This is a genomic window from Vibrio rotiferianus CAIM 577 = LMG 21460 (genome assembly GCF_002741985.1).
GTDB classification, from domain to species: domain Bacteria; phylum Pseudomonadota; class Gammaproteobacteria; order Enterobacterales; family Vibrionaceae; genus Vibrio; species Vibrio rotiferianus.
This window is the reverse complement of sequence record NZ_APHW01000013.1, coordinates 50569-76152: the sequence shown is the minus strand read 5'-3', so window position 1 is coordinate 76152 and position 25584 is coordinate 50569. Positions and strand designations below refer to the sequence as shown.

At 43.7% G+C, this 25584-nt stretch carries 24 protein-coding genes, 2 tRNA genes and 1 riboswitch; of the genes, 12 read left to right on the top strand and 14 right to left on the bottom strand.

What is annotated here, in order from left to right:
* Positions 1-170 precede the first annotated feature (170 nt).
* Entirely contained in the window at positions 171-1451 is a 1281-nt protein-coding gene (locus B853_RS05925; protein WP_038885985.1) for a mechanosensitive ion channel family protein, read from the top strand.
* 43 nt (positions 1452-1494) lie between these two features.
* On the opposite strand, the gene B853_RS05920 is transcribed toward B853_RS05925, so the two are convergent.
* The gene (locus B853_RS05920; protein ID WP_081641219.1) at positions 1495-2586 is read right to left on the bottom strand and encodes a linear amide C-N hydrolase; all 1092 of its coding nucleotides are present in this window, start codon (positions 2584-2586) and stop codon (positions 1495-1497) included.
* Positions 2587-2814: 228 nt separating this feature from the next.
* On the opposite strand from B853_RS05920, the gene B853_RS05915 reads away from it, so the two are divergent.
* Entirely contained in the window at positions 2815-3732 is a 918-nt protein-coding gene (locus B853_RS05915; RefSeq protein WP_038885977.1) for a universal stress protein, read from the top strand.
* A gap of 72 nt (positions 3733-3804) precedes the next feature.
* Here the strand turns inward: B853_RS05915 and B853_RS05910 are convergent, their stop codons facing one another.
* From B853_RS05910 to hppD, 9 genes are all read right to left on the bottom strand, one after another.
* The gene (locus B853_RS05910; protein WP_487247906.1) at positions 3805-5286 is read right to left on the bottom strand and encodes a lytic polysaccharide monooxygenase; all 1482 of its coding nucleotides are present in this window, start codon (positions 5284-5286) and stop codon (positions 3805-3807) included.
* Between the two features lie 636 nt (positions 5287-5922).
* Positions 5923-5999, bottom strand: a tRNA-Val gene (locus tag B853_RS05905).
* Positions 6000-6045: 46 nt separating this feature from the next.
* Positions 6046-6122, bottom strand: a tRNA-Val gene (locus B853_RS05900).
* Positions 6123-6301: 179 nt separating this feature from the next.
* The gene (locus tag B853_RS05895) at positions 6302-6640 is read right to left on the bottom strand and encodes a hypothetical protein (RefSeq protein WP_010447842.1); all 339 of its coding nucleotides are present in this window, start codon (positions 6638-6640) and stop codon (positions 6302-6304) included.
* Positions 6641-6786: 146 nt separating this feature from the next.
* On the bottom strand, positions 6787-7449 hold the full coding sequence (locus B853_RS05890) for a DUF2726 domain-containing protein (protein WP_010447841.1): 663 nt from the start codon (positions 7447-7449) through the stop codon (positions 6787-6789).
* Between the two features lie 184 nt (positions 7450-7633).
* Entirely contained in the window at positions 7634-8302 is a 669-nt protein-coding gene (maiA, locus tag B853_RS05885; RefSeq protein WP_038887171.1) for a maleylacetoacetate isomerase, read from the bottom strand.
* 20 nt (positions 8303-8322) lie between these two features.
* The gene (locus B853_RS05880; protein WP_038887169.1) at positions 8323-9360 is read right to left on the bottom strand and encodes a fumarylacetoacetate hydrolase family protein; all 1038 of its coding nucleotides are present in this window, start codon (positions 9358-9360) and stop codon (positions 8323-8325) included.
* Positions 9361-9369: 9 nt separating this feature from the next.
* Positions 9370-10500: a homogentisate 1,2-dioxygenase gene (locus B853_RS05875; RefSeq protein WP_038887166.1), complete on the bottom strand. Its 1131-nt coding sequence runs from the start codon at positions 10498-10500 to the stop codon at positions 9370-9372.
* On the bottom strand, positions 10493-11566 hold the full coding sequence (gene hppD, locus B853_RS05870; protein ID WP_038887165.1) for a 4-hydroxyphenylpyruvate dioxygenase: 1074 nt from the start codon (positions 11564-11566) through the stop codon (positions 10493-10495). The genes B853_RS05875 and hppD overlap by 8 nt, the downstream gene beginning before the upstream one ends.
* Positions 11567-11954: 388 nt before the next feature.
* Between hppD and B853_RS05865 the strand changes: the two genes are divergently transcribed.
* Positions 11955-12416, top strand: coding sequence for a TetR family transcriptional regulator (locus B853_RS05865; RefSeq protein WP_038887163.1), 462 nt, complete (start codon positions 11955-11957; stop codon positions 12414-12416).
* Between the two features lie 163 nt (positions 12417-12579).
* On the opposite strand, the gene B853_RS05860 is transcribed toward B853_RS05865, so the two are convergent.
* Positions 12580-13314 (bottom strand): hypothetical protein, encoded by a 735-nt coding sequence (locus B853_RS05860; protein WP_010447830.1) that lies wholly within the window; start codon positions 13312-13314, stop codon positions 12580-12582.
* Between the two features lie 31 nt (positions 13315-13345).
* On the bottom strand, positions 13346-13504 hold the full coding sequence (locus B853_RS05855; RefSeq protein WP_010447828.1) for a hypothetical protein: 159 nt from the start codon (positions 13502-13504) through the stop codon (positions 13346-13348).
* Between the two features lie 529 nt (positions 13505-14033).
* A riboswitch (glycine riboswitch) is annotated at positions 14034-14135 on the top strand.
* 117 nt (positions 14136-14252) lie between these two features.
* Between B853_RS05855 and B853_RS05850 the strand changes: the two genes are divergently transcribed.
* Positions 14253-15629, top strand: a complete 1377-nt coding sequence (locus tag B853_RS05850) for an alanine/glycine:cation symporter family protein (protein ID WP_010447826.1) — start codon at positions 14253-14255, stop codon at positions 15627-15629.
* 51 nt (positions 15630-15680) lie between these two features.
* Here the strand turns inward: B853_RS05850 and B853_RS05845 are convergent, their stop codons facing one another.
* On the bottom strand, positions 15681-16247 hold the full coding sequence (locus tag B853_RS05845; protein ID WP_038887160.1) for a hypothetical protein: 567 nt from the start codon (positions 16245-16247) through the stop codon (positions 15681-15683).
* On the bottom strand, positions 16247-16882 hold the full coding sequence (locus B853_RS05840) for a LysE family translocator (protein ID WP_010447822.1): 636 nt from the start codon (positions 16880-16882) through the stop codon (positions 16247-16249). Before B853_RS05840 ends, B853_RS05845 begins: the two co-directional genes overlap by 1 nt.
* 309 nt (positions 16883-17191) lie before the next feature.
* On the opposite strand from B853_RS05840, the gene B853_RS26370 reads away from it, so the two are divergent.
* The 8 genes from B853_RS26370 to B853_RS05800 all read left to right on the top strand — a co-directional run bounded on the left by B853_RS26370 (position 17192) and on the right by B853_RS05800 (position 25570).
* A complete protein-coding gene (locus B853_RS26370) occupies positions 17192-17686 on the top strand; it encodes a hypothetical protein (RefSeq protein ID WP_038887158.1) in 495 nt (164 codons plus the stop codon).
* A gap of 85 nt (positions 17687-17771) precedes the next feature.
* Positions 17772-18266: a hypothetical protein gene (locus B853_RS05830; RefSeq protein WP_010447818.1), complete on the top strand. Its 495-nt coding sequence runs from the start codon at positions 17772-17774 to the stop codon at positions 18264-18266.
* Between the two features lie 86 nt (positions 18267-18352).
* Complete coding sequence (locus B853_RS05825; protein ID WP_050569006.1) at positions 18353-19057, top strand: fimbrial biogenesis chaperone; 705 nt, start codon at positions 18353-18355, stop codon at positions 19055-19057.
* Positions 19058-19068: 11 nt separating this feature from the next.
* Positions 19069-19743, top strand: a complete 675-nt coding sequence (locus tag B853_RS05820) for a fimbria/pilus periplasmic chaperone (protein WP_227741940.1) — start codon at positions 19069-19071, stop codon at positions 19741-19743.
* Positions 19727-22207, top strand: a complete 2481-nt coding sequence (locus B853_RS05815) for a fimbria/pilus outer membrane usher protein (protein WP_038887155.1) — start codon at positions 19727-19729, stop codon at positions 22205-22207. Before B853_RS05820 ends, B853_RS05815 begins: the two co-directional genes overlap by 17 nt.
* On the top strand, positions 22197-23075 hold the full coding sequence (locus B853_RS05810) for a hypothetical protein (RefSeq protein WP_038887154.1): 879 nt from the start codon (positions 22197-22199) through the stop codon (positions 23073-23075). Before B853_RS05815 ends, B853_RS05810 begins: the two co-directional genes overlap by 11 nt.
* Positions 23076-23183: 108 nt before the next feature.
* On the top strand, positions 23184-23849 hold the full coding sequence (locus B853_RS05805) for a LuxR C-terminal-related transcriptional regulator (RefSeq protein ID WP_038887152.1): 666 nt from the start codon (positions 23184-23186) through the stop codon (positions 23847-23849).
* 248 nt (positions 23850-24097) lie between these two features.
* Positions 24098-25570, top strand: coding sequence for a carboxypeptidase M32 (locus B853_RS05800; RefSeq protein WP_038887150.1), 1473 nt, complete (start codon positions 24098-24100; stop codon positions 25568-25570).
* The last annotated feature ends 14 nt before the right edge of the window (positions 25571-25584 follow it).

The following is a 25584-nucleotide window of genomic DNA, read 5'->3' as shown; positions in this document are numbered from 1 at the left end:
CATCTTCGCCTATACGCTATTTTTGAATAATAAGTTTCAAGATTGCTGGATTAAACCAGTGCAAAACATAGAGATGGAGAGTAGGATTAGCGGCTTTCTAAGGCCTGTTGCCTGACTTCTACGCAGAAGTTCTCACTTCTTCATTCAGGCTACATTTTGAGGATGACATTTTGCTCGATCATCACATTCGCACCTTTATTGCAGACAAACTCAGTTCCGTGGGCATCAATAGTGACCCTTATGGCGTCGAGCTCACAACCGTTTTTATTCTTGCGAGCTTAACCGCTGCAGCGATCAGTTACCTGATAGTTCATCATCTGATCGTTCGGTCAGTAAACAATGTTCTGCAAAAAGCCAATAAACCGCTCGCTGAAAGTTTGGCGAAATATGATGTCTTAGAAAAACTCTCACTGCTGATCCCAATCATGGTGTTGGATGCTTTTATCCCTCTCGCCGTTGGTCATTACGACTGGTTAGCCAACATTTTTGACCGGATTCTTAGTATCTCTATTTTGGTCATTTTTATTTGGATGATCTTTGCCCTGCTTGACGCATTAAATGACATTGCAACATTTAAAGGCATCACAAGAAGAATGCCGATCAAAAGCTTCGTCCAACTGATTAAGCTGTTCACCTTCTTCGTTGGTGTCGTGGTTTCCATGTCGATTCTCGCCAACGAATCACCAGTAATTTTCCTCTCCGGTTTGGGTGTTGCGACGGGCTTCGTCATGTTGGTGTTTAAGGACACGATATTGGGGTTTGTTGCAGGTATTCAGCTATCTGCAAACCACATGATCAGCTTGAACGATTGGATTCAAATGGACTCTTACGGCGCGAACGGCACAGTAGAAGAAATCTCACTCACTACAGTAAAAGTTCGAAACTTCGACAACACAGTGAGTATGCTTCCAGCTTATGCCCTAGTGCAAAATGCCTTTATTAACTGGCAAGGCATGTCAGATTCTGGCGGTCGCCGTATCAAGCGTTCTGTGAATGTCGATGTCACATCGATTCGCTTCTTATCTGATGAAGAAATTGAAAAGCTAAAAAGCATCCGAATCCTTCGCCAGTACATTTATGAGAAATCGCGTGAAATCAACGATTACAATGAAGAAATGAATGAAGAGCCAGCCTTTGGCAACCTACGCCAAATGACCAACTTGGGTATGTTCCGCGCTTACATTAATGCATACCTGAAAGCGAACAAAGACATTCATCAGTACATGCTGATCATGGTGAGACAGTTAGAGCCGACACCAGAAGGTATTCCGTTACAGGTTTACGCATTTACCAACAATACTGACTGGGCTTACTATGAAGGCGTACAAGCGGATCTGTTCGATCATATTTATTCCATCATGCCACTGTTTGGTCTGCGTCCATACCAAATGTTAACGAGCAACGATGCTACCCACCTAACACGAACCAACAGCACTTCATCATTCAGCTGAGCATTTGAAATATGGGGGCCGCTAAGCCCCCATTCGGGAATGTTTAGAGTTCCACATTCTCTATCGTGAATGAGCCATTATCGAGTTTGCGTTTTAACTCTTGCTTTTGGTTAAAGTCGATTTTAGTCAAATCAACTTTCTTAATCCTGCTGTCGTGCATCGTTTTGTAGTAAAGCGCTTCATTACCTTGGTCAATCACCGAAGTCCATTGCGTAGCACTTGGTAAATCAGGGATATGCTCTCGATATTCAGAACTAAACTCAGTACCAATCGGAATATCAAAGTTGTTCAGTATATGGAATGCTTGCGATACCGCCTCTTGCGAGGTTTTAGATTCTGGCGCTGTATTAACAAAGAATGCCGCACGAACAAAACGCGATGGTGGTGTGATATCTCCAGGCAAACCTAAAAAGCCAGAACCGATACCAAAAGATCTCGCTTCTACACCACCAAACTTAGTCGGTGCACTGGTGCCCGGCTGAAGGTGAATATAGTTGTTCAAGTTCGTTACTTGCCATGGGAAGGTTGGCGAGTTGGTCAGTACCCCCACTTCGTTATCGTAGATGTGTACCTGACCACCATCCATAATCTCAATCACGATGTTGTTACCCGCTTTGTCGGTAACACGCCAATGTCCAGTTGGTGATGGTTGCCCTTTTTCATCAATGTAAACAGGAACAATATCGATGTTTTTCATCGCGGTTTTGACTTCATCAACCGTCTTGAATTGCGATAACATCCAACGAACAAAATCCATGTCAGCAATACTGTTTGTACGATCTTTTGGATTGTACGCCTTTAGCGATCCGTATCCTTTAAAGTAGAACAAACCTGCCGTTAACCCTTCTTCGTTGACGCCTTCACCAATAAAGCGGTCGTCACTCACCGAAATACCAACAAACCCGTATTTGCTCTTCCAGCTTAACCCTTGTTTTTGGTCTGGCATGGTTGAAGTAAACGAGTAATCTCGAGGAGCAACGATCAGTTTGCTGTTTAGATCGCTCTCACCCCACTCAATCGTTCGAGCGTGAATATGGTCGTTTGTAGTAGTAGAAAGAGAGATGCCAGTACAAGCACTTGCTGGCGCGATAATGCTGGCTGAAAGTGCCATAGCTAGGAGGGTTTTCTTTATCATTTTTAGATCCACCAAGGAGGGGTAATAATTCGCGATTGTATTCCTTTTTAAACAACTTACAATCAAAAACATATTAAATTAGTAGAGTATACCCAAGTGACTTCAAGATGCAGGATTCAGAAGTCACTTGGGTATATAAGCAAGTTTTGATTTATCCCAAAATAAAACACATTTTTCGTGTGGAATTATGTGTAATGACGCACCACACTTATGAAAAAGGAGGTCGTTATGAGTAAATTTCAGAATATTTTGTTCGTTAGCCACGGATTGGCCAGCCAAAACAACTCGCTGGATCAAGCCCTCAAACTCTCCCAGCTTCACAACGCCAAAATCAGTGGCCTAATTACTTGCCCTGCACTCCCGTCTAGCATGAGTGAATATAAGGAGACTTACCAAACATCTCTAGTAAACACCGTTAACGCTGAGCTTTCATCAATCGGTCAAGACTTTAACTCATTTCCAATCGATATCGAAAGCAATACAAAACCCGCGGTGAGTGTTATTCAACATGTATTAAGTGGTAACCACGATTTGGTTTTTAAAGAAGCTGAACCAGCATCTGACGACCAAAAAGGGTTTAAAGCACTTGATATGAAGTTGCTACGCAAATGTCCTTGCCCCGTTTGGATAAGCCGAAGACACAGCAAACAGATGGCAGACCAAAAAGTCGCAGTCGCTATAGAGCCAGATGTCGAGAATAATGAAGAAATGGAACTCGCCATTGAGCTTCTTAGAACGGCACGATCCATCGCTGATACATGTAACGGGACATTAGAAATTATCTCCTGTTGGGATTTCCTAATGGAGAGTTATTTACGACATCATATTTGGATACACGTTGATGACCAAATACTTGATAAACAAGTTCAAGCGATGAAAGGAGAACATCAGAAGAAGCTTAATGAGTTGATTGAAAAGTCTGGAATTTCTGGAGATATCAAAGTGCACCACTTACATGGCTCAGCTGAAGAACTTATACCCCGTTGGGTAGATAACGAAGACGTTGATACATTGGTGATGGGAACCATTGCACGCTCAGGTATTCAAGGGCTCGTTATTGGCAACACTGCAGAAAATATCCTTCAAGCGATCAGGTGCTCTTTAGTTGCGCTCAAGCCAGAAGGGTTTGTATCTCCAATTAAATAACGTTACACCTTTATCAGGCCACCTTCAATCCATGATTAAAGTGGCCTGATTTATTCGCATAAAGTTCAGGTCTTAATTCGCCGGACGCCAAACACCCCATTGGTCTTTTTGGTAAGTCGTTTGTGGATCATCACCACCTTGAATCCACCACTGAGCTTTCCATTTTCCATCAGCGTAAGACACCACTTCACCACCTAAGTAAGTTTTTGCTGCATCCCATTCGTCGCCACTTGGATCTGGGTCTGGTGTTGGTTCTGGATCTACACTGCCTTCGTCTGCAATCACTTCAAATGTGAATGTCTCTTTACGTTCACTGTTGACCGCATTGGCAACAAACGAAAGTGTTTCATTTTGAGTGATAGCGGTCGTGTCCACCACGATAGACGCCGTACCATCGTTTTGAATGCTCACCGCCGTGCCTTGAGTTTGAGTCAGGTTTGCCGCTTCACTGGTGGCGATCACAACTTTGTCACCTGCATTTACGACCTTATCACTCTTAACAAGCTCGTAGAGTTCACCAGTTAGAGGCTCAACCGTACCGTCGTCACCATCAATTACTGAGATCACACCCGATGCACGGCTATCTTTTGAGTTGAAGAAGTTACGTGAAGGATCGTTTTGGAAGTACATGTAGTGAGACATCTCTTCATGCCAATCACCAATGAATACCGCTCCACCTTTGAACTCAGCATGCCATCCGTTGATCTCTGACGCCAACAGACGCTGCCAGTCATTGATGTTGGATGAATTCACTTCAATATCAAAGCTGCGTGCAACATCGCCGTACTTGTTGATGATGTCATACTTAACCGTGTCACCCAGATCAGGACCGATGAAATCAACGGGAATGTACAAGTCACCTTTTACAAGATCAGGTTGCGGTGTTGGCTCTGGTGGAGGCGTTTCACCACCCACAATAGTAATGTCTGAACAGTTATAGAATCCTTCACCCGCAGCATCATCACGCTGCCAACGTACAAATAGAATTGCGTCACCCGAACGGTCAGAAGGAATGGTAACGTTCATACGGTACTTACCACCTTCAACAGGAACATTGCCCTCTTTCTGAATAAGATCTAGGTCACCCCAAGCGAGCGCTTTGCTCAGATCTGCACCTGGTTTGGTTAGGTAAAACTCCCAGAATGATGGGTTGTGTGGTGCAGTGGCGTTGAATACAAACTCAAATGAACCCGTGTTGAGTTCTGTTCGAGTCCAAGCTGTATGTGGTGCACCCATGCCCTTTTTCTGAGGGTCATTTGCAAAACACAATGTGCCGTCAGGGATCGCCGCTTTTACTGCTGCGATATTGTTGTAGTCAGTAATGTTCTTGGCGTATTCATTACGTTGAACAAACGGGTAAGTACCCGAGATTTCTTTTGCTTGAGCACAAGCTGCATTTGGTGGATTACCCGACCAAATTCCGCCTTGTTCATAACATGTGTTTTGACGAGCACTCGGAAACTCGGTCCAACCGTGAGCATGTGCCGCTGTAGGCAGACCGGATAGCATTGCCATACCCACTGCTGCTTTAAGAATGTTATTATTTGCCTTCACTTTTTCACTCTCTTCCATTTATTGTACAAATAAGATCTAACAGACGTTTTATATCCGCTATCACCTATTGCGCGTTTATAGTTTTAATCAGAAAACAGTAAAAAATAATATACGTAACTAATTTCAATAAAAGTCCCACATTTATCTAAAGGAATTAATATCACAATTTTAAATATTTGGATTTTGTATAACACACTCCTCACCTAAACATGACAACCTTTAAAAACATAAACTTACAGTCAAGAAATACACATAAAGTGACGTATATGCAGATAAAACGCACTACAAGCGAACACATCTAAGGCAACCAATAACATCGTTATATAGTGTGAGTTACATTCCAATTAATTTCTTAAATCATTATGGGAATAAAATTTAATTAAAGAACAACTAATATAAAATAAGAGAATGAATGCAGGTGTTTCATTTTGTATTTTTATTTATTGTTAAAGGTTATAAATATAATCTAAGAAATAAGCGGAATCATAGATATTTAGTGGGTGATAATCACATCTTTATTTTGCTTTGCTCCTAGAATTCGTATGGGAGTGAGGGGGAGCAAGGACGTCTAGCTTCCAGATACAACAAAGCCCGCTAAGTTAGCGGGCTTTGCGTTTGTTCACGAAGAACTAAATTTGGTGGGTCCGGGCGAACTCGAATCGCCGACCCCTACCATGTCAAGGTAGTACTCTAACCAACTGAGCTACGGACCCAAATTTAATGTTCAGCATACTTTGGTTTTAGTATGGCTTTAAGGAGTGGTGGGTCCGGGCGAACTCGAATCGCCGACCCCTACCATGTCAAGGTAGTACTCTAACCAACTGAGCTACGGACCCATTCCTTAAGAACGAGAAGGATATTAGCTATATCCTATGAGGGGTGCAAGTATAAATTAACTAACTTTGAATCGTTTGGCGAAAATCTAAACTCAACGCCCGTTTTCAGACGATTTTATCGTCAAAGCCACGCCTGACTGGGCGTAAAAGTGTGATCTACTTAACTTTTATGTTTTAGATTAATTATCATAAGGCACTTCATTCAGCATCCAAATCTGCAGGACTTGCGACACATTTGGACAGTAGCCAAACAGAATCTGATATTTCGGTTCAAACGGTTCACCAATGTATGTCGTGCGGATCAGTTCTCCAGTTTTAAGATCTACTTGTGTACTCACCCGCCCCTTAAAGTTCTGGAAAATCGCAAACTGCTCGCTGTGGTAAACCATCTGCTCACGATAAAACAAGAAGTGGTCTTGCGGTGTGTCTATCAGTTGGCATTCAAGTGGTTTGAGTGACTGCTGAGCGTTGCTACTGAATGCGAGTAGCAGCGCAGAAAGAATCCATCCATATCGCATAACACGTCCCTATTCTTCTTTCTTTATCAAAGTATAGGAGCTATCGGAGTCACTGTTGCAAAGAGCGGTTCTTATGGCCTTACATAAACAAAGAGGCTTCGACTAGTGAGTCGAAGCCTCTTTTAAAAGCGACGTGCTAGCAGCATCTATTCACTTTCTGTATCAAACACCACATTATAGTTTTCGGTGTAAGTACAGTTTGGTTGACGACTACAAGTAAAGAAGCGTCTCCCTTTAAAATCTCCTTGGCTTGCCGTTCTAATGATCATCGGGCTGCCGCACTTCTTACAAAAACGTATTTCTTTATCAGGCTCAATCAAATCAATATGCGCGGCCAATAAGCGGCGTAAACGGCCGACTTGGTAGCTGTGTTTTACAGATGCGCCAATCAAAGGTAAATTCGCCGATTTGCATACATGCATCAGCAACTTTTGGCGCTCGACTTTACCTTTATGAAGTTGCTGACCATTGTCCAGTTCAATGATCACTCTTGGCTCTAACGTTCTCGGATCGCAGATAACGTAATCAAAGTAACTACGTGAGATTCTGTTACTCGCAACGAAAAACTGTTTCTTGTTTTTAATGTCCTTTGGAACAACGACGTTGGACATATTAACCTTGGCAAGTACGACTCCGTGCTCACCTACCGCAGCTCGCAATGCATTGAAAAACGCGCTTTCTGGCCCTTTCAATACTGGCCCTTTAGAACGATACGGGTAATCTTTCGTATCATCCTGCTTCACAACATACTTTTGAATAATAAAGAAGAATACAACCAGAAGAACAACAATGATAAAGATGTTGGTCATAGATAAAGTGCGCCCAAAACAAACAGTTACTCAAAGCCTAATGGGAAAACTACAGCAGAGCAACAAAACTGATAAAAATTGCGGGGTAATAATAACAGTAGCGGACGACTTGCGTTAATCAAACAAGAATATAAACGGGCTCAACTGGAGCCCGTTTGTTAATCGTTAAGGTACAAAGAAAGTGTTAGCTATTTGCGTCGGCTTGATTCTCAGGCATGGCATCAATAAACGCTGGCAGTTGATTACACGCCTCTACAATCGAATTGATCACTGGATAAGGTGTCATGTCCACGCAAAATCGCAACGCATTGTATACTTGCGGCACTAAGCACATATCAATAACAGAGGGAACGTCAGTCACACTGTAGGTACAGTTTCCATGTTGTTGTCGATGCTGAGTTAGCTTCTCTTCCAATGCTGTAAAGCCTTGATTTACCCAATGATGAATCCATTCGATTTTTGTCTCTTGGTCACAAGATAGCGCCCCTTCTAGATACTGCAACACGCGCAAGTTGTTAAGAGGGTGAATTTCCATCGCGATATCTTGAGCCATTGCTAATACTTGGTATCTCAGCGGCGATTGCTCTGGAATCACTGGTACTTGAGGATACTGCTCATCAAGATACTGAATGATGGCAAGAGACTGATTTAACTGAACATCACCATCCACCAGCACTGGCACGAGTTCAGAGGCGTTTAACTCATGATATTCCGCACTGTGCTGCTCACCGCCATTACGTACCAAATGAACCGATTTTGACTTGTAACCCAAGGCTTTCAAGTTTAAACAAATACGAACTCGATAAGCCGCCGAAGAACGCCAATAGCCATAGAGGGTGATGTTATCGCTCATCGCTTCCTTACCTCTCACTGTTAGTGTTTTAGGTATTGGCTGACTTGCTGATCAATCGCACCAAAGATCGAGTTACCATCTGCGTCAAACATCTCTAGCTTGATTGCGTCACCAAACGACATAAACCGTGTCGATGGCTTACCATCACGAATGGTTTCAATCATTCGCACCTCTGCAATACACGAGTAGCCCACACCACCTTCTTCGATAGAGGTACCATGCTCGGTACCCTGCTTGTTCGATACCGTACCAGAACCAATGATCGCCCCAGCAGAAAGTGGACGTGTTTTGCAGGCATGGACAATCAAATCAGCGAAATCAAACGTCATATCTATGCCTGCATTCGGGCAACCAAATGGGGCATTGTTGTAGGTTGAAACAAGCGGCAGATGCACTTTGTTCTCATACCATGCTTCACCCAGCTCATCTGGCGTTACTGCAACAGGAGAAAACGCCGATGACGGTTTTGATTGGAAGAAGCCAAAACCTTTGGCGAGCTCTGCTGGGATCAAACCGCGTAACGAAACATCATTGACCAACATGATGAGACGAATCGATTCTTGCGCTTCGGCAATGCTTGCTCCCATCGGAACATCACCTGTGATAACCGCGACTTCTCCTTCGAAATCGATACCCCATTCATCACTAGCAAATTCAATGTTGTCACAAGGGCCAATAAACGCATCTGAACCACCTTGATACATAAGAGGATCAGCCCAAAAGCTTTCCGGCATTTCTGCTCCACGCGCTTTACGCACTAGCTCGACGTGATTGACGTACGCACTGCCGTCTGCCCATTGATATGCGCGAGGCAGTGGTGACTCTAAATAGTGGGATTCAAACTCTTCGCATCCCGATACGTCACCGCTATTTAATGCGCTATAAAGCTCTTCAAGTTGTGGCGCAACTCTATCCCAATTATCCAATGCCACTTGCATGGTTGGCGCAAGGTGCATTGCATGGAATATTTCGGTTGCAGGCATGCATACTGTTAGGTCTTTGCTCACGACCATCAACAGACCATCGCGAGTGCCATTTTTCTTGGTTGCTAATTTCATCCTTGCCCCTTACTTCTCTTGCCAGCTATAGACGTATTCTTTGTTTTCAACCTTATCGAGTTCATCAGAGAACTCGAGCGCGTGGCGTGTATCAATCATGACTGCCACCTCATCGGTAAACTTCTTCTTGTATTCCTGACCAGCTTTGAACGCTTTCGGGTGTGGCCCGTGTGTAAAGCCCGCCGGATGGAAAGTCACCATACCTGCTTCAATGTTGTCGCGGCTGAAAAAGTCCCCCGCGTGGTAAAACAAGACTTCATCATAATCGTCATTATTATGATAGAACGGCACCTTCAATGCGCCAGGATCGCTTTCGATCGGACGAGGCACAAACGTACACACCACAAATCCAGCACCAACAAATGTGGTATGTGCGGAAGGCGGTAAATGATAACGATGCGACATCAACGGTCGAATATCACGCCAGTTCACTTTCACCACCGCTAAGTCACCGTGCCAACCAATCGCATCAAGTGGATTGAATGGATAAGTAATGACGCTGACTTTATCGTGACGCTTCACCTGTACCTGTGTTTGCTCTTCTGAGTATTGCGCGCGAAATTCGTCGTTAATCGAAGGCGTTTCCAGTACTGCCGGGTCGAACACCGCATGATTGCCCACCATGCCTTTTTCTGGCAAAGAATAAGCGGCATCGGTGTTTTCAATCATCAGAACAAACATTGGCTCACTTGGCTCTAATCGCCAACTGGTCGAGCGCGGGATCATCACGTAATCCCCTTCACTCACTTTGAGATGACCATAGTCGCAATAAAGGTCGGCCGTTCCGTGATGGATGAATAGCAGCTCATCACCATCAGCGTTACGCACCAAGAAGTCCATATTCTCGTCCATACGCCACACGCGAACCTTACAGTTTGCGTTGTGTAGAAGGTGTGGCACTGCCCAAGGCGAAATCTGGCTCGCCGTTTCAACTAGGTTGAAATCGAAAGCGCGCGGACGTAAATCCCCCTCCCACTCAGACCAACCTGTCGGTGCGTGTTGATGATGAAAATGTGCTGCTGGGCCGAAGAATCCACTTCGACCTGCTTCACGTTCGTAAATTGCCTCTTCCGGGAAATCAGCATGTGCTTGCTTGGAGCACACTCCCTCCCGATGAGGGAATGTGATCCATTTATGCATCGCTTAGTACTCCTCGGCGGATTTGGTCTTCTTCAATCGATTCAAACAGCGCCTTGAAATTACCTTCACCAAAGCCCTCATTGCCTTTACGTTGAATGATTTCAAAGAACACCGGGCCAATTACAGTCTGAGTGAAGATTTGCAGCAAAATGCCATCTTTGGTCGGCGCGCCGTCTATTAAAACTCGTAAATCACGTAGTTTGCTAACATCTTCGCCGTGCCCTTTCACACGCTCGTCCACTTTCTCATAGTAGGTGTCTGGCGTCGGCATAAACTCCATTCCACGATCACGGAGCGTTTGAACGGTTTGATAAATATCATCGGTGGTCAGCGCGATGTGCTGAATACCTTCACCGTTGTATTCACGAATGAACTCTTCAATCTGCGATTTGTCATCAGAAGACTCATTGATTGGAATGCGGATCTTGCCACAAGGTGCGGTCATTGCGCGGCTAACAAGACCGGTCAGTTTACCTTCGATATCGAAATAGCGGATCTCGCGGAAGTTACCAATGCGCTCGTAGAATCCTGACCACACATCCATATTTCCTTGCTTTACGTTGTGGGTCAGATGGTCAATTTCATACATACCAACGTCGGCTTTCGCTAAACGCTCGTCGGCATCGTCATAGAAACGGAAGTCGACATCGTAAATACTCTGCTTGCCGTAACGATCCACGAAGTACAGAAGGCTTTCACCAATACCGTATATCGCTGGAATGCTCAGCTCCATTGGACCAATTTCAGTTTTGTACTCAACGCCACCGTTATCCAGCGCTTGCTTTAATGCGATGTTCGCGTCTTTCACACGAAATGCCATGCCACAAACCGATGGGCCGTGAACTTTAGCAAAGCCTTCTGCTTGACTGTGCGGCTGGGCGTTAACGATAAAGCTGATGTCACCTTGTCGGTACAGCCAAGCCTCTTTAGAGCGGTGTTTTGCGATCTCTGCAAAACCCAACGATACAAACAGCGCTTTTAATTGTTCAATGCCTTCGCTATTCGCCGCTGTGTATTCCACAAATTCGAATCCATCCGTTCCTAATGGGTTGTAGGTGTCCACCATGACTTTCTCCTTATGTCATTGCTGTATTTGAACATGCGTTCTCGTTCGATATTTCTAACTTGGCGCAGGAGGAGAAAAATTGGAATACATGAGTGGAAATCTGGCTTTACGCAGTTTTAAACGGCAGTTGTAAAATTTATGTTACACACAATTTTGCAATAGCAAACGTTTACGCCAATTATACGGAAAGCGAGCTATATCAATGCATTATCATATCCATCAGCAATTTACACACAACAAGCAAATGTAAACAAGTTGTTACCTTGGCTATTTTTATGGCCAGTTATGCGCATTTCTCATGCGAACAACGTCAATATTAGGTTTCCGATATGGAATGGCGGACGATAAGTGGTAGTATCTTTTTTTAATCACAACACTGGCAATAGTTATGGCGCGCCGAACACAAGAAGATACCCAAATCACCATCAACACCATTCTCGATGTTGCAACAGAGCAATTGATAACGCTTGGTTACGAGAAAATGTCTTACACAACGTTGAGTGAGCAGACAGGGATATCGAGGACGGGGATCAGCCACCACTTTGCAAAGAAAGTAGATATTCCATGTGCGCTGCAAGGTCGCCTACTCAAGCTGATGGTTGAAAAGTTAGATCTCTCAAAGAATGAGACTGTGTTTATAGCGAGTTGGCAGAAAGCTCTCGAAGACGGTCAGTTCTTGGCGATATGGCGCCTCGCTTTCCAAATGACGATAGGCAGACATCATCAACCTTACGTTTATGAGCTAACCTCTCAGGTAGAGAGCTTAGTCGCTTATAAGCTCAGCCAACCATGTTATAAGACTATTGAATGGCTGATAGGGTTAACGCTTATGAAAATAGGGAAAGCGTAAAATTATCCCAATCACAGTAAGTAGCTGGAGTTAGCGCAGAAAAAACGTCTGAAAACAAGGCTAACATTTTTGATTAGTGGTTATTTACTAAGACGGTATTAGATACAACAAAGGAGCTCAGTGAGCTCCTTTTTAATAGGTGGTCACTACCGAAGCGATGGTGCTATAAACCCATGTCTTCAGTAATATCTTTAATCTGCTTTAAGTCCATTTTATTGACTTCAATAAGCTGGTCAACTTGGCTTAAACGAGAGTTTGCTTCATCGTGCTTATCACAGGCGTCAGATTTCACATCCCAAGATTTGCCTTCTAAGAAAACATCACACTCTTTCTTTAGCTTCTCAATTTTAGGCAATAGTGCTTCGCGCTCTTTCTCAAGAGACTCAAGCTCTTGCGATATTTGTAATTCTTTGCGGAACACCTCTCGAGAACGCTCGAACATCGTCGCTTGCATATCGGCTTGGCGATTCAACTTGTCGTTTTCATTCTTGGTGCTGCTTAATTTGTTTTTCTGCTCTTTCACTTGTGATTCAAGTGCAAGATTCACTTTTTCGACTTCGGTTAACTGTTCTTGAAGTGCTTTTAATTCGGCTTTATGAGCTTCTTCTTTCTCTGCCAACAGTGTCGCTACTTTTGCATCAACTTCTTGATCTAGGCTCGCTTCACGTGTTTTTACTTGAGAGACCAAGTCAGTTTTGTCTTGTGTCAGTGCTTGGTACTTTTCTTCCAACACTTGATACGTGGACTCCCACTTGCTCGCTGTCATTGCTGAGCCAGCTAAACCACCAAATGCCAAACCCAACACTGCCGCAATCGCAATATAAATATGAGTACGCTTATCGCGCTCCTCAATGACAACTACTTCGTCTTGATCTTCAATATTGTTCTGAGAAGTCACCGTATCTTACTCCAAGGGATCTACTGATTTGCTAGCGAGTGAGTTCCGCAATCATGATTGATGCGGTATAAATTAAGAATGCGCCAATCAAGGTAATGACGGTCGCTTTTTGGACTTTTTCATTGGTACGATAACGAAATAACACAAACGCTAACGCCACCAATACTGCAATGGCTAACAATCTGGTCATACTGCCTCCTTGTCCAACTCTGAGAACCTATCTGACTCCATAGACAGTCTCGCAAAAACTCATTGTAACCTATTTCTACGGAGCATACGGTCAACATAGCGTAGAATTTAAAGCGATTGCTCCCGTTTTGATCAAATTAATGTTCTAATGTGAACAACATATCATCAGCCAATCGAAATCCCATCGCGCCCTAGAATCCTTCCCCGACCTTCCATACACACCAAGAATAAACCCAATTGCACGTGATTTGTTTAATTAATCGACAAACCTATGAAATCAAAGCCACAACATCCGCATAATGTATTGAAAATAAATCTTCATTTGGTGTTGAAATGGTAACAAAACATGATAGAGTTCACACGTTAATGGTGACCAGCATCATTAACTAACCTTTACTCATTTGATTGAGTAAATGTTCCGATGAAGACTGCAGGAGAGTGGTTATTAACTAAATTTTAACATTTAGTTAGGGTAACTCGCCGAAGAATTAACTATTTCAGGTGCTACTTAGGTAGCGGGGACTGTAGTTGGAGGAACCTCTGGAGAGAACCGTTAAATCGGTCGCCGAAGGAGCAAGTCCTACACATTTGTGTAGGGTGAAACTCTCAGGCAAAAGGACAGAGGAGTGGAAAGTAACAACCTAACTATTTGGCGTTCCCGCCTAATTTAAATAGCTTGGCTCTATTAGAGATCTTTGATCTCGTCCTTTCCCTCTTCTCCTTATTAGTTGTTTTATTAAGGGGAAATCATGAACGACCTACAATCTTTACTTCAAACCATTGATAACTTTGTCTGGGGTCCACCACTGCTACTTTTGCTTGTGGGAACCGGTGTTTACTTCACTTTTAGCCTAGGCTTGATCCAGTTTAAGCACCTACCAACTGCGTTAGCGATGGTATTTCGTAAAGATAAGTCATCTGATAAACAGGGTGACGTTTCTAGCTTTGCTGCGCTGTGTACTGCGCTGTCTGCAACAATTGGTACAGGTAACATCGTTGGTGTTGCTACCGCAATCAAACTTGGTGGCCCTGGTGCCCTATTCTGGATGTGGCTTGCCGCTCTATTCGGAATGGCAACCAAATACGCGGAGTGTCTTCTTGCGGTGAAATACCGTCGCGTTGACGACAAAGGCCAAATGATTGGTGGCCCTATGTACTACCTACAATATGGTGTTGGCTCGAAAGCGCTTGCGATCATGTTTGCGGTATTTGCACTGGGTGTAGCGTGTTTTGGTATCGGTACCTTCCCTCAAGTGAACGCGATTCTTGATGCCAGCGAAATTTCTCTCGGTGTAAACCGTGAACTTGCTGCTTTCATCCTGACTCTATTGGTTGCGTTTGTCACTTTGGGTGGTATTAAATCCATCGCGAGTGTTGCAGGTAAAGTGGTTCCAGCAATGGCAGTATTTTACGTACTGGCTTGTTTGAGCGTGATCATCATGAACGCTGACCAATTGCTAAACGCCGTTGAGTTGGTGTTGGTGTCTGCCTTCACTTCAACCGCAGCGACAGGTGGTTTCTTGGGTGCAAGCATTATGCTAGCCATCCAGTCAGGTATCGCTCGCGGTGTATTCTCAAACGAATCTGGTTTGGGTAGTGCACCGATGGCAGCTGCGGCAGCGAAAACCGATTCTTGTGTTAAACAAGGTCTGATTTCAATGACTGGTACCTTCTTCGATACCATCATCATTTGTACTATGACAGGTCTAGCTTTGATCCTTACAGGCGCTTGGCAAAGTGACTTCTCTGGTGCAGCGATGACAACGCACGCATTTGCTGTAGGCTTGAACGCAGAGACATTTGGTCCAATGCTGGTGTCTATCGGCCTGATGTTCTTCGCGTTTACCACCATTCTTGGTTGGAACTACTACGGTGAGCGTTGTGTGGTATTCCTGTTCGGTACTAAAGCAGTGCTGCCATACAAACTGATTTTTGTTGGTTTGGTAGCTTCAGGAGCTTTCCTTCACTTAGACATGATTTGGCTGCTGGCTGATATTGTGAATGGTTTGATGGCAATCCCTAACCTGATCGGTTTGATTGCTCTACGACATGTCGTGTTGGAAGAGACAAAGCTGTTCTTCAAATCCTCTTCTCAATCTGATGATTTTGATGCAGTGAAAGCATAAACCGAGTTAGAAACTTTAAGCCCGCTGATTTCAGCGGGCTTTTTTATTTTGCTAATCTCTCAACCATTGGTGTTCGACCTCTTCCCCTTGCTTTTCAAAAAATGAAGAGTGCTGTTGTTTAAACTGATCGACTTTAATGTCATCAATAGGCCACTGCTTAAAGTCTTCATTGATAACTGCTTTTTCTACACCAAACTCAAGCGACACAAGCTTAGGTCTGACATGACGATGAAAGTAGGTTTCTCCGCTACTGTCACACACCATAGGAACATGGGATGCGGGTTCGTTGTTAATCGATACCATGGCCCAAATACTAGAGTCAGGCTTACAGCTCTCCTCTTTGACCACATCAATTTCAAACTTATTATCCAGTGTCGTCATAACATAAATAGCCAATGACTCTTCTAGATAGACGCGCCTTAGTAAAAGCTGCTTTGTGTCTTGTGTTCTAGCTTGTTGGATACCATTTGAAAACGGATGGAAGTATGACCAATGCCACTGCCAGTCCATGTCTCTCTGTTCAAATTGAAGCTGCGGTACGGCTTTCCAAGCGACAGCGCCAACCATCGCAGCCAGAAAAAGGAGGAGAATTAATATCAATTGAATAAGTAAACGCATTAGACTGGCTTTTCTACTAGTAACTTAACACCAAGAACAACTAATACCGCACCCGTTGCCCCTTCCATCCACTTCATAAAGCGCGCATTTTTCAGCAAGCTTTTCGCCGAATTAAGTGCTCCGGCCAAACCACACTGCCAAACCATCGCAATCATAAAATGAATCATCGCCATCGTCATCGACTGTAACAACGGCGAACCTTCTGGGTTCACAAACTGCGGCAAGAACGCAAGATAAAATACGGCAGTTTTCGGATTCAATACGTTAGAAAGAAAACCTTCTCGAAAAGATCGTTTCCCACTGTAGGCCTGATGAACTTGCTCTGAGACTGCAATACCACCATTGGCCTTCATCAATGCTCTTAAACTACTTAGACCCAGCCATATCAAGTACGCCGCACCAATCATTTTAACGGTTTGGAAAAGCTCTGCAGATTGCGCAAGAATGGCAGAGATACCAACCGCTGAGAAAAAAGCGTGCACAAACAGCCCAAAACAAATCCCTAAACTGGTCGTGCAACCATCTTTTAGTCCAGAGCGACTGGTATTACGGATCACCAAAGCAGTATCCAAACCAGGCGTTAAGGTCAAAATGGTAATAGCAACCAAAAAGGCCTCAAAATTTAAAATATCCATATCATTGATTGAGTTATTGAGAATTACCCATCAATACCGCCAATCAGTGTGTTCTGCAAGTCCATTTTTATAAATCAGCATGTAAAGGCTCTACCCCACCTATGAAAATGGCCATTTTCCATGGCAACGGCCTCTGCATCAGTTGCTTACCCCTGCTCTCAACCTTGAGTTGATTCACCAGAAAAATACAAAACTACAACTATATCTACAACTTTTATGTATCGCTTCCAACTTGTTTACTACTTCATTATTCATAGGGAGACTTATAGTTTTGTTAGTTCAAACGTATTAATTCACAAAGGACGTCAGATGTGCCGACTCAAAGCGAATTTGATTTATTTGACGATTTCCCAGTTTTGGATGTTGGGACATGTCCAAGCTGACAGCTTATCGATGAATATATCTGGCTATATCGGTGATCAATGTGAAGTAAATTTTGGTTCTAATGACACTATGGACTTTTCTGATGAAATATCAAGAACACTACCTTTTGACATATATTGCAACCAACCAATAGTGCTTACTATTAGTTCAAAATACGGCGGTCTTAAACACGAAGATAATGAACTTGTAAACCTCACTCATTATTCCATCAATTTGGATGTTAGCTCAATAAATATCGCTACAGAGTTAAACAGTGAGGATATTACCACACCAGTACAAATTGACAGTTTTGGCGCTATTCCTCTTTCCACTATTGGGAAACTAGGAGTAACGCTTGAGCATGGCTTGCTATACGCAGGCTATTATAAAGACGTCATTGAAATTGATATCTACCCATCAATAAATAACGTCACGAAGTAGGAAATCTGCAATTTCGCAGAAAAGCTAGCTCGGCAGGATTTGAGCTAAACATGAATGTTATCTCTTGAGTTAAAGGAATCTTCTTATGAAAAAACTAACGATTTGCGCAGCAGCAATTACTGCTTTATTTGGTACTCAGGTCAATGCTGCACCGGGCGATGTTCAATTAGTTGGTTATGTTTCACCTGTTTGTGAAGTTACAGGGCTTGCTACTCAACTTCTTGATTTCGGCGATGTAACGAATATTCAAACTGTATCACTCAACCTGGGTATGCAATGTAATGATGTTGATGGTGCAACTGTTTCTCTAACCAGCTCAGAAGGTGGTTTGGAATCTGATGATAATGAGGACTTTGCGCTGGAATACACAGCTACGTTTACTCCTACCGGTTTGTCTCCTCTGGTTTTGAATGCACCTGGTGGTCCTGGTCTTAATGATGTATCGGTAGATGTAGCCTACCCAGGTTCATCAACGTTGGCAGGCGGTGTAGGCGCGACCTTAACGGTAGCAACGACTGAAACCGCGGCTTGGGCTGGCGGCTACTCTGATACGTTAACTGTGAATATCACATCAAACTAATCGATATTCTTCCCCCCCCAATGGGAGGCTTAGGCACGGGCCTCCCTATAACAACAGCAACACCGATGAACTTGATGGAGCTCAACATGTCTCGTTGGATAAATTTAGTAGTACTATCTTTAGTTTGTTCTTATGCACACGCTTATAAAGTCGAGCCTATGGTTGCAGAAATGGAACCTCTCGGCAAACGAGCACAGATGTCCATGCGTATAGACAACACCTCCCGAGCGCCCCTCACCGTTGAGCTCTATCCTTTTTCTATGACAATGGATGAGCACGGAAAAGAAACCATCCGAGCAGCGGATGACGAGTTACTTGTCATACCCGTAACCGCCATTATTGAACCTGGCCGTTCCCAGTCTGTGATGATCCGATACTTAGGCGACCCATCGATCACTCAATCAAAATCGTATCGCATTGCCGTTAAGCAAGTAGAGGTTAAACGAGGTGATGGCAACAACGGTCAACTTGGTTTACTGCTCCAGTTCAATACACTTGTCAATGTGAGACCAAAGAATACAGCACCAGCTCTTGATATTAAGAGTGTGCAAGAGGGGAAAAACAAGTGGATCGTTGAAGTCGAAAATACTGGAGACAGTTATGGCAGATTAACGAAAACTAACTGGCGAGTAACTGATGGAAACCATTCTAAATACCTCAAGGGCATCGACATTAGTAAGCTGATAGCGGGGACATTAGTGTTACCACATTCGACACGCTATTTTGACATGCAGCCGCTGGATGGATTTGATGCATCTAAGGTATCAATCGAGATCGATCAGGACGAATAACAATGAGAATAATGAGTCTACTTGGCGTTCTCCTATTAGTCGTGAGCTACCCATCGTTAGCCATTATTATTTCACCTACGGTTTTAGAGCTGAATACAAGCAAGAGTAACAATACTCAGTTGATTGTCACCAATAACTCAAATATCAAATTACCTATTGAAGTGACCGTTAAAAAGATTGTATTCAATGAAGATGGGAAATACTCGACTCATAATATCAATCACGAAGACATTTTAGTTTTTCCACCAGCAGCAATGTTAATGCCGGGGAAAAAACAAACATTTCGAGTACAATGGTTAAAGAATAAGCCTATTAATCATTCAGAGAGTTATTTCATTCGATTTAGTGAAGCTAAAGTAAAAGACAATGAAAAAGCTCAACGTAGCAATAACGTAACAACCGACGTTGACTTAAATATACATTATAACGCGCTAGTTCACGTGTTCGACCAAACATTAAGGCCCAATGTATACGCCCATATTGATGAACTCGGTGCCATTACACTTCAAAATAGAGGCTCTCGATACACATTTTCATCACTCGTTCGTTTTGGTGAGTTAAATTCTGAGGCAAATGATCTGCTGCAAAACGAAATTGGGCAGCAATTCTTACCTCCTCATTCATTAATAAAGTTGCCGTCAACTTCAACCTTACCTGCCGGTCTATATCATGGAAAAGAACAATGAATTGAGTTTATTATTGAAGTTCTTCTTTCTACCCCTACTCTCACTGTTTCTAACAAATAGTGTCTCCCATAGTCGAGAAGTCGTTCTGAACCCGACTGGCAGGGATATCGAATTGGTCTCTTTAGTTAAGATCAGTGATACTGTACTCGGTGAAGCTTCTATCACCATCACCGCAGACGATTCCATTGTATTACCCAAAGACAGCACACTAGAGCTATTATCTTCTTCAGTTTCACAGCAAGCCATCCAGAAGCTTCGTGAAGTAAACAACCTTGAAACGCTCACACAAGTTGACTTTGAAAAAGTCGGACTGGGCTTACAGTTCGATCTTTCAACCCTAGAGTGCATCATCGCCGTCCCAAATGAGCTAAGCCTCACACAGCAAATCTCGTTGTCCGATAATAACGATCATTACAATTACATCGAGCCAAGCTTTTACAGTGGTTATTTGAACATTTTCCTAAACGCAAATGAAACCCAATCATTTGATGAGCAAAGCTCAAGAACCAGCCTTTATAGTTCTCGACTAGATTCTGGCCTAAACATCGGTTTACTTAACATTGAGTATGAGTCCATCTTTGAAAATGGCTCTGAAAAAGAATCGACATACAATAGAGAAGGGACGCGGCTCAATGTCGACTTCCCTACCCAAGGAACAAGGCTAGTCGTCGGTGACATGTACAATCCCGGCACTAGTTTTCAAGATGGCACTGACGTTCTTGGGCTCGGCATTACGCGAGACTTTACGCTTATCCCCACCCGAAATGTTCGACCAAAAGCAAATCAGTCTTTTACGCTGCAAAGAACCTCAAGTGTTGACGTTGTGATTGACGGTATTGTTGTGCAACGATTAACGCTTGGTGCAGGCAGTTATAACTTGAATGACATCCCCTTGGCTCAAGGAACGAACGATGTAGAACTCGTGATTACTGACTCATCGGGTCAACAAGAACGCATCCAGTTTTCGATTGCCACAGGTAACGATTTATTGGACAGCGGAGAGTTTGAATATAGCCTGATGTATGGTGCGCCTTCATTTTTCGACAATGGCGCCATAGATTATTTGTCAGATCAAAGACTCGCTCATGGTTACCTAGATTTTGGTGTAACCCCCTGGTTAACACTCGGTGTTAACGCTCAGACAAGAGAAAAGCTGTATCAATATGGCTTTTCTGCTCTATTTGCGAATTCTCTTGGCATTACCGAACTTTCTGGGTCCCAAAGCCACCATCCAGAGTTCGGCAATGGACACGCCTATAAAGTGGCGTTTGATGCGGAGTTTTCCGACACCAATTCATGGCAGCCTCAACTTAGCCTGGTTTACGAATATCAATCCGAGAATTTTTCTGGCGTCAGTGACCTTGACTCAACCCAATCACCATTAAATTTAACCACACATTATGCGTCAGCTTTTGCTGCTGTTTACATTTACGATAGTTTGAGAGCCGCAGTGACATTCAACTATCGCTCTGGTCTCGACAAGAACAATGATTATTGGTCAGTCAGCCCGAGCTTGTCCGGTCCTTTTTTTGGCACACCTGCTACTTGGAGCGCTCGCGTAAATTATCAGAATAATGAGGTAGACTCAGATGAAGTCAACACAACACTAACTCTGAGTTGGCCGCTTAGCAAACAGTCTCGCGTCGTCGGCCGATACTCTACTGAAATCGATCAAGCTTCGCTCGACTACACCTATCAAAACAACGTTGGCAATACTGGCGGTGTATCTGGTTTTGCATCTGTCGTTACCGACAGAGAGACAGATTCTAGCGTCGACCTCGGCATTAACTATGCAGCAAATCGATATCAATTCATTGCGGACCACTCTTCACGCCTTGAAGATCTAGACGAGGACAGACGAAATCATTCCACAAGAATCGAAATTGGTAGTGCCCTCGCCTTTGCAGGAACCTCTGTTACGATTGGCCGCCCTGTACGTGAAGCATTTGCGGTTGTAAGCAAGCATTCAAGCTTAGAAGACAACGCTATCGCGATAGACCCAACTAAAGATGGTGATTACGCCCGCGTCTATAGCACTAACCAACATAACGTATTAATCCCGGATCTGGTCGCCTACAACACACAACTGATTAGTTACGACGTAGAGGATCTTCCTCCCGGCTATGATCTTGGCGAAGGTGCCTTTTGGCTCAATCCCGGAAACAAACAAGGGTACGCCCTTCAGATAGGTTCCGATGCCGTCTTAACCGTTATAGGCACTCTTTTAGATAGACAAAGTGGCAGCCCCATCCCTCTTGTGGCAGGAACTGCAAGCTACTTAGGAACGGGACAGCAGCTGCCAATTGAGTTTTTTACGAATAGAAATGGCTTGTTTGCGATATCTGGCTTGAAACCTGGGCGCTATAAACTCGAACTTGATACTAAAGAAAAGCAAACCGTCACCATTGATTTAAGTGAACAAAAAGAAGTCCTGATAAGACTGGGAGAGCTCTATGTTGATTAGATCATCCTTTTACCTGATTTCCCTAATTACAGCCTTTCAATCCAATTCGGTGGTAGGTTGTCAAATAAACTCTCTCAGCATTGAGCCTATTGCAACGCCTTATAGCTATGATGTCTTTGCCAATGGACCTTATGCGATGACCAACTCTTATAAAGCTGCCGCAGATATTGTAGGCGAAAATTGTCACGTTGAGATGTCACTACAAATGGAAGACGTAACGACGACATTAACAGGCAGTAACCAGCAAACTCTTGCATTTACATGGGCTGGCGGCAACGGGACGTCCGTTGCGAACCAATGGCAATTTGTACTAACAGAACAATCGCCCTCGGCCATCATACAAATGCGTTACCCAGCAAAGCAGTGGCTCCCGGCAGGCTCCTACAGCGGAACACTACAGCTTGCTGTAGCTTATTCTTCAATGTTGAACCAAACACCACTATCACCTGCAATAACGACGGTGAATGTCACGGTTAACCCGATTGCAAAAATACAATTTTATGGATTAACTCAGAGGCAATACGACTTAGATTTGGGCAACTTGTACTCAAACAAAGTGATCAGTAATGCGCCCAACTTATGGGTTCAAAGTAATAGCCCTTATCAAATTACCGTTACTTCTAGCCACCAAGGGAAGTTAAGGCATCAATCGAATGATGGACAATGGGACATCGACTACCAACTTTCGTTTGATAGCCAAGTGATTGACTTAGACCTTTTGGAGGCTCAAGTGAACAAAAGTGAAATGACTTCTGGGCTACCCATTGCTCTTAACTTTGTCATTGGTGACACGTTCAACAGACCGGGAGGAAAGTATAGCGACACTCTAGATATATCTATTGAGCCACTTCTTTCACAACAACCATAGGCATTCCCAATGATGAGACAGTAAAGAGTGGCAAGGGCAATATCAGTGAACTATGGTGATATTGTTAACATTAAGTGCTAAGACAAAATTACTATTTTGGGGCTAGTCATGCACGGTAGGGCAAACAACAGCGGCCGACTCAGTATTCTTTTGGTTGGAGATCATTGTATACAGAATCAGTTTTTACGCCGCGAAATAGAGAAAAGTAATAAGTATAAGTTCACAAGGAAAAGCATTCATGATTTCAGTCACTTAACTATCCAAGGCTCGTTCGACATTGTGTTGGTATCCTACGCACAATTAGAAAAGTATGATTATCATGGCTTTATTTCTGCCTGCACGGCGGAGGCAGACCTGATCGTTTACGACGTGCCTAATGGTATCGTTGAGCTTAAACTCGCCGCGAGTTTAAATCTCAAGGGAATGCTTTATGAAGACGCTCCTATTGAGCACTTAACGCGTTGTATACAAGCGGTCGAAAACCAAGAGCTCTGGCTACCGAGAAAAGTCATGGAAAAAATGCTCAGCGACATTCGCCCTTACGCAATGAACTCGCAGGATATCAGCTCAACATTAACCAAACGTGAGAAGCAAATACTTGATCGGCTCGTTCAAGGCCATTCTAACCTGCAAATCGCGGAAGAGTTATTTGTTGCTGAAAGCACAGTAAAGACCCACGTTTATAAACTGTACAAAAAGCTCAATGTCAGTAACCGAAGAGAAGCCGTTCAGAAAGCAAGCCAACCGTTTCATTACGAATTTAAGCCACACTAACGTATTAGTTGTACTTAACCGCACATACTGCCCCCCCCTTCTAAAGGCATCCTACCTCTATACAAGTTACTGAAATTGTGCACAATAGACCTGAATTATTTGTTAAAAAATAGTAAATTCAAATAATCTCGCTATCGGTGATTTGTTGATGCTTTATCCTGTTCTGCATCCAGCACCAAGAGAAGGAACCCTAGGTTCAAGGACCCCTTTGGGGCGTTTAAGGAAAGAAAATACAAAAGAGTAGTCACATGAGCGCATTTCAAAAACTCGTCGAACATTCAAATAAAGTCTTCAACTTCGGTCATTTAGCATCCATTGTTGGTTGGGATCAGGCAGCCGTTATGCCCGCAGGCGGTGCAGAAGCTCGATCTAATGCAGTGGCAGAATTAGAAGTCCACATCCACTCTTTAATGACTCAGCCACACCTTGGTGACCTATTTGCTCAAGCAGAAGAAGAGTCACTATCTGCTAAAGAGCAAGCCGTACTTCGCGAAATGAAACGTGATTGGCAGCAGGCTAACCTATTACCAGAATCATTGGTTCAAGCTCAGTCCCTAGCGGGCTCAAAGTGTGAACACGCTTGGCGTACTCAGCGTGGTGACAATGACTGGGCGGGGTTCGAAGAGAACTGGGCAGAAGTGGTCAAACTTTCTCAAGAAGAAGCACAAATCCGAGCGGAAGCCAATGGCACGACGCCTTACGATGCAATGCTAGATATTTATGAACCTGGCACAACTTCCGCTTCACTCGATGCTCTATTTGCAGACGTTAAAACGTGGCTACCGAATCTAATCGATGACGCTATCGAGAAACAAAAGTCGAACAATATTCTACTGCCTAACGGCCACTACCCTGCTGAAAAGCAAAAGGCATTGGGTCTAGAAGTCATGAAGCTTTTGCAGTTCGATTTTGAGCATGGCCGTCTCGATGAAAGTGTTCACCCTTTCTGTGGTGGTGTACCAACCGATGTACGAATTACTACGCGTTATGACGAGAGCGAATTTGTTCAATCTCTAATGGGTATCGTGCACGAAACTGGTCACGCGCGTTACGAGCAAGGTTTACCTAAATCGCTAGCGGGCACTATGGCAGGTCAAGCACGCTCAATGGGAATCCATGAGTCTCAATCTCTGTTCTTTGAGATGCAAGTCGGTCGTAGCCAAGGATTTGTTGAACACCTAGCACGTCTGGCTTCGAACCACTTTGAAGGCCCTGAGTTTGCACAAGATAACTTATCAAAAATCTACACTCACGTAGAGAAAGGCTTTATCCGAGTTGACGCTGACGAGTTAACCTACCCAGCTCACGTCATCCTACGTTACGAGATTGAGCGCGACCTGATGAATGGCGTGATCAAACATACCGACGTGCCAGAGTTGTGGAATGAAAAGATGAAGTCTTATCTTGGTCTATCAACAGAAGGGAACTTCAAAAACGGTTGTATGCAAGACATCCACTGGACCGATGGTTCATTTGGCTATTTCCCGTCATACACACTAGGCGCAATGTATGCAGCACAGTTTATGGCGGCTATGAAGAAAACTGTGGATGTGGATGGCGCGATTCGCTCCGGTGATCTGTCACCAATCTTCACATGGTTATCTGACAATATTTGGAGCCAAGGAAGCCTGCTATCTACTGATGATTTGGTTACACAAGCAACTGGTGAAGTCTTAAACGCTAAGCACTTTAAAGATCATTTGATTGGTCGTTACTTGTAACAGTCAAATCGAAA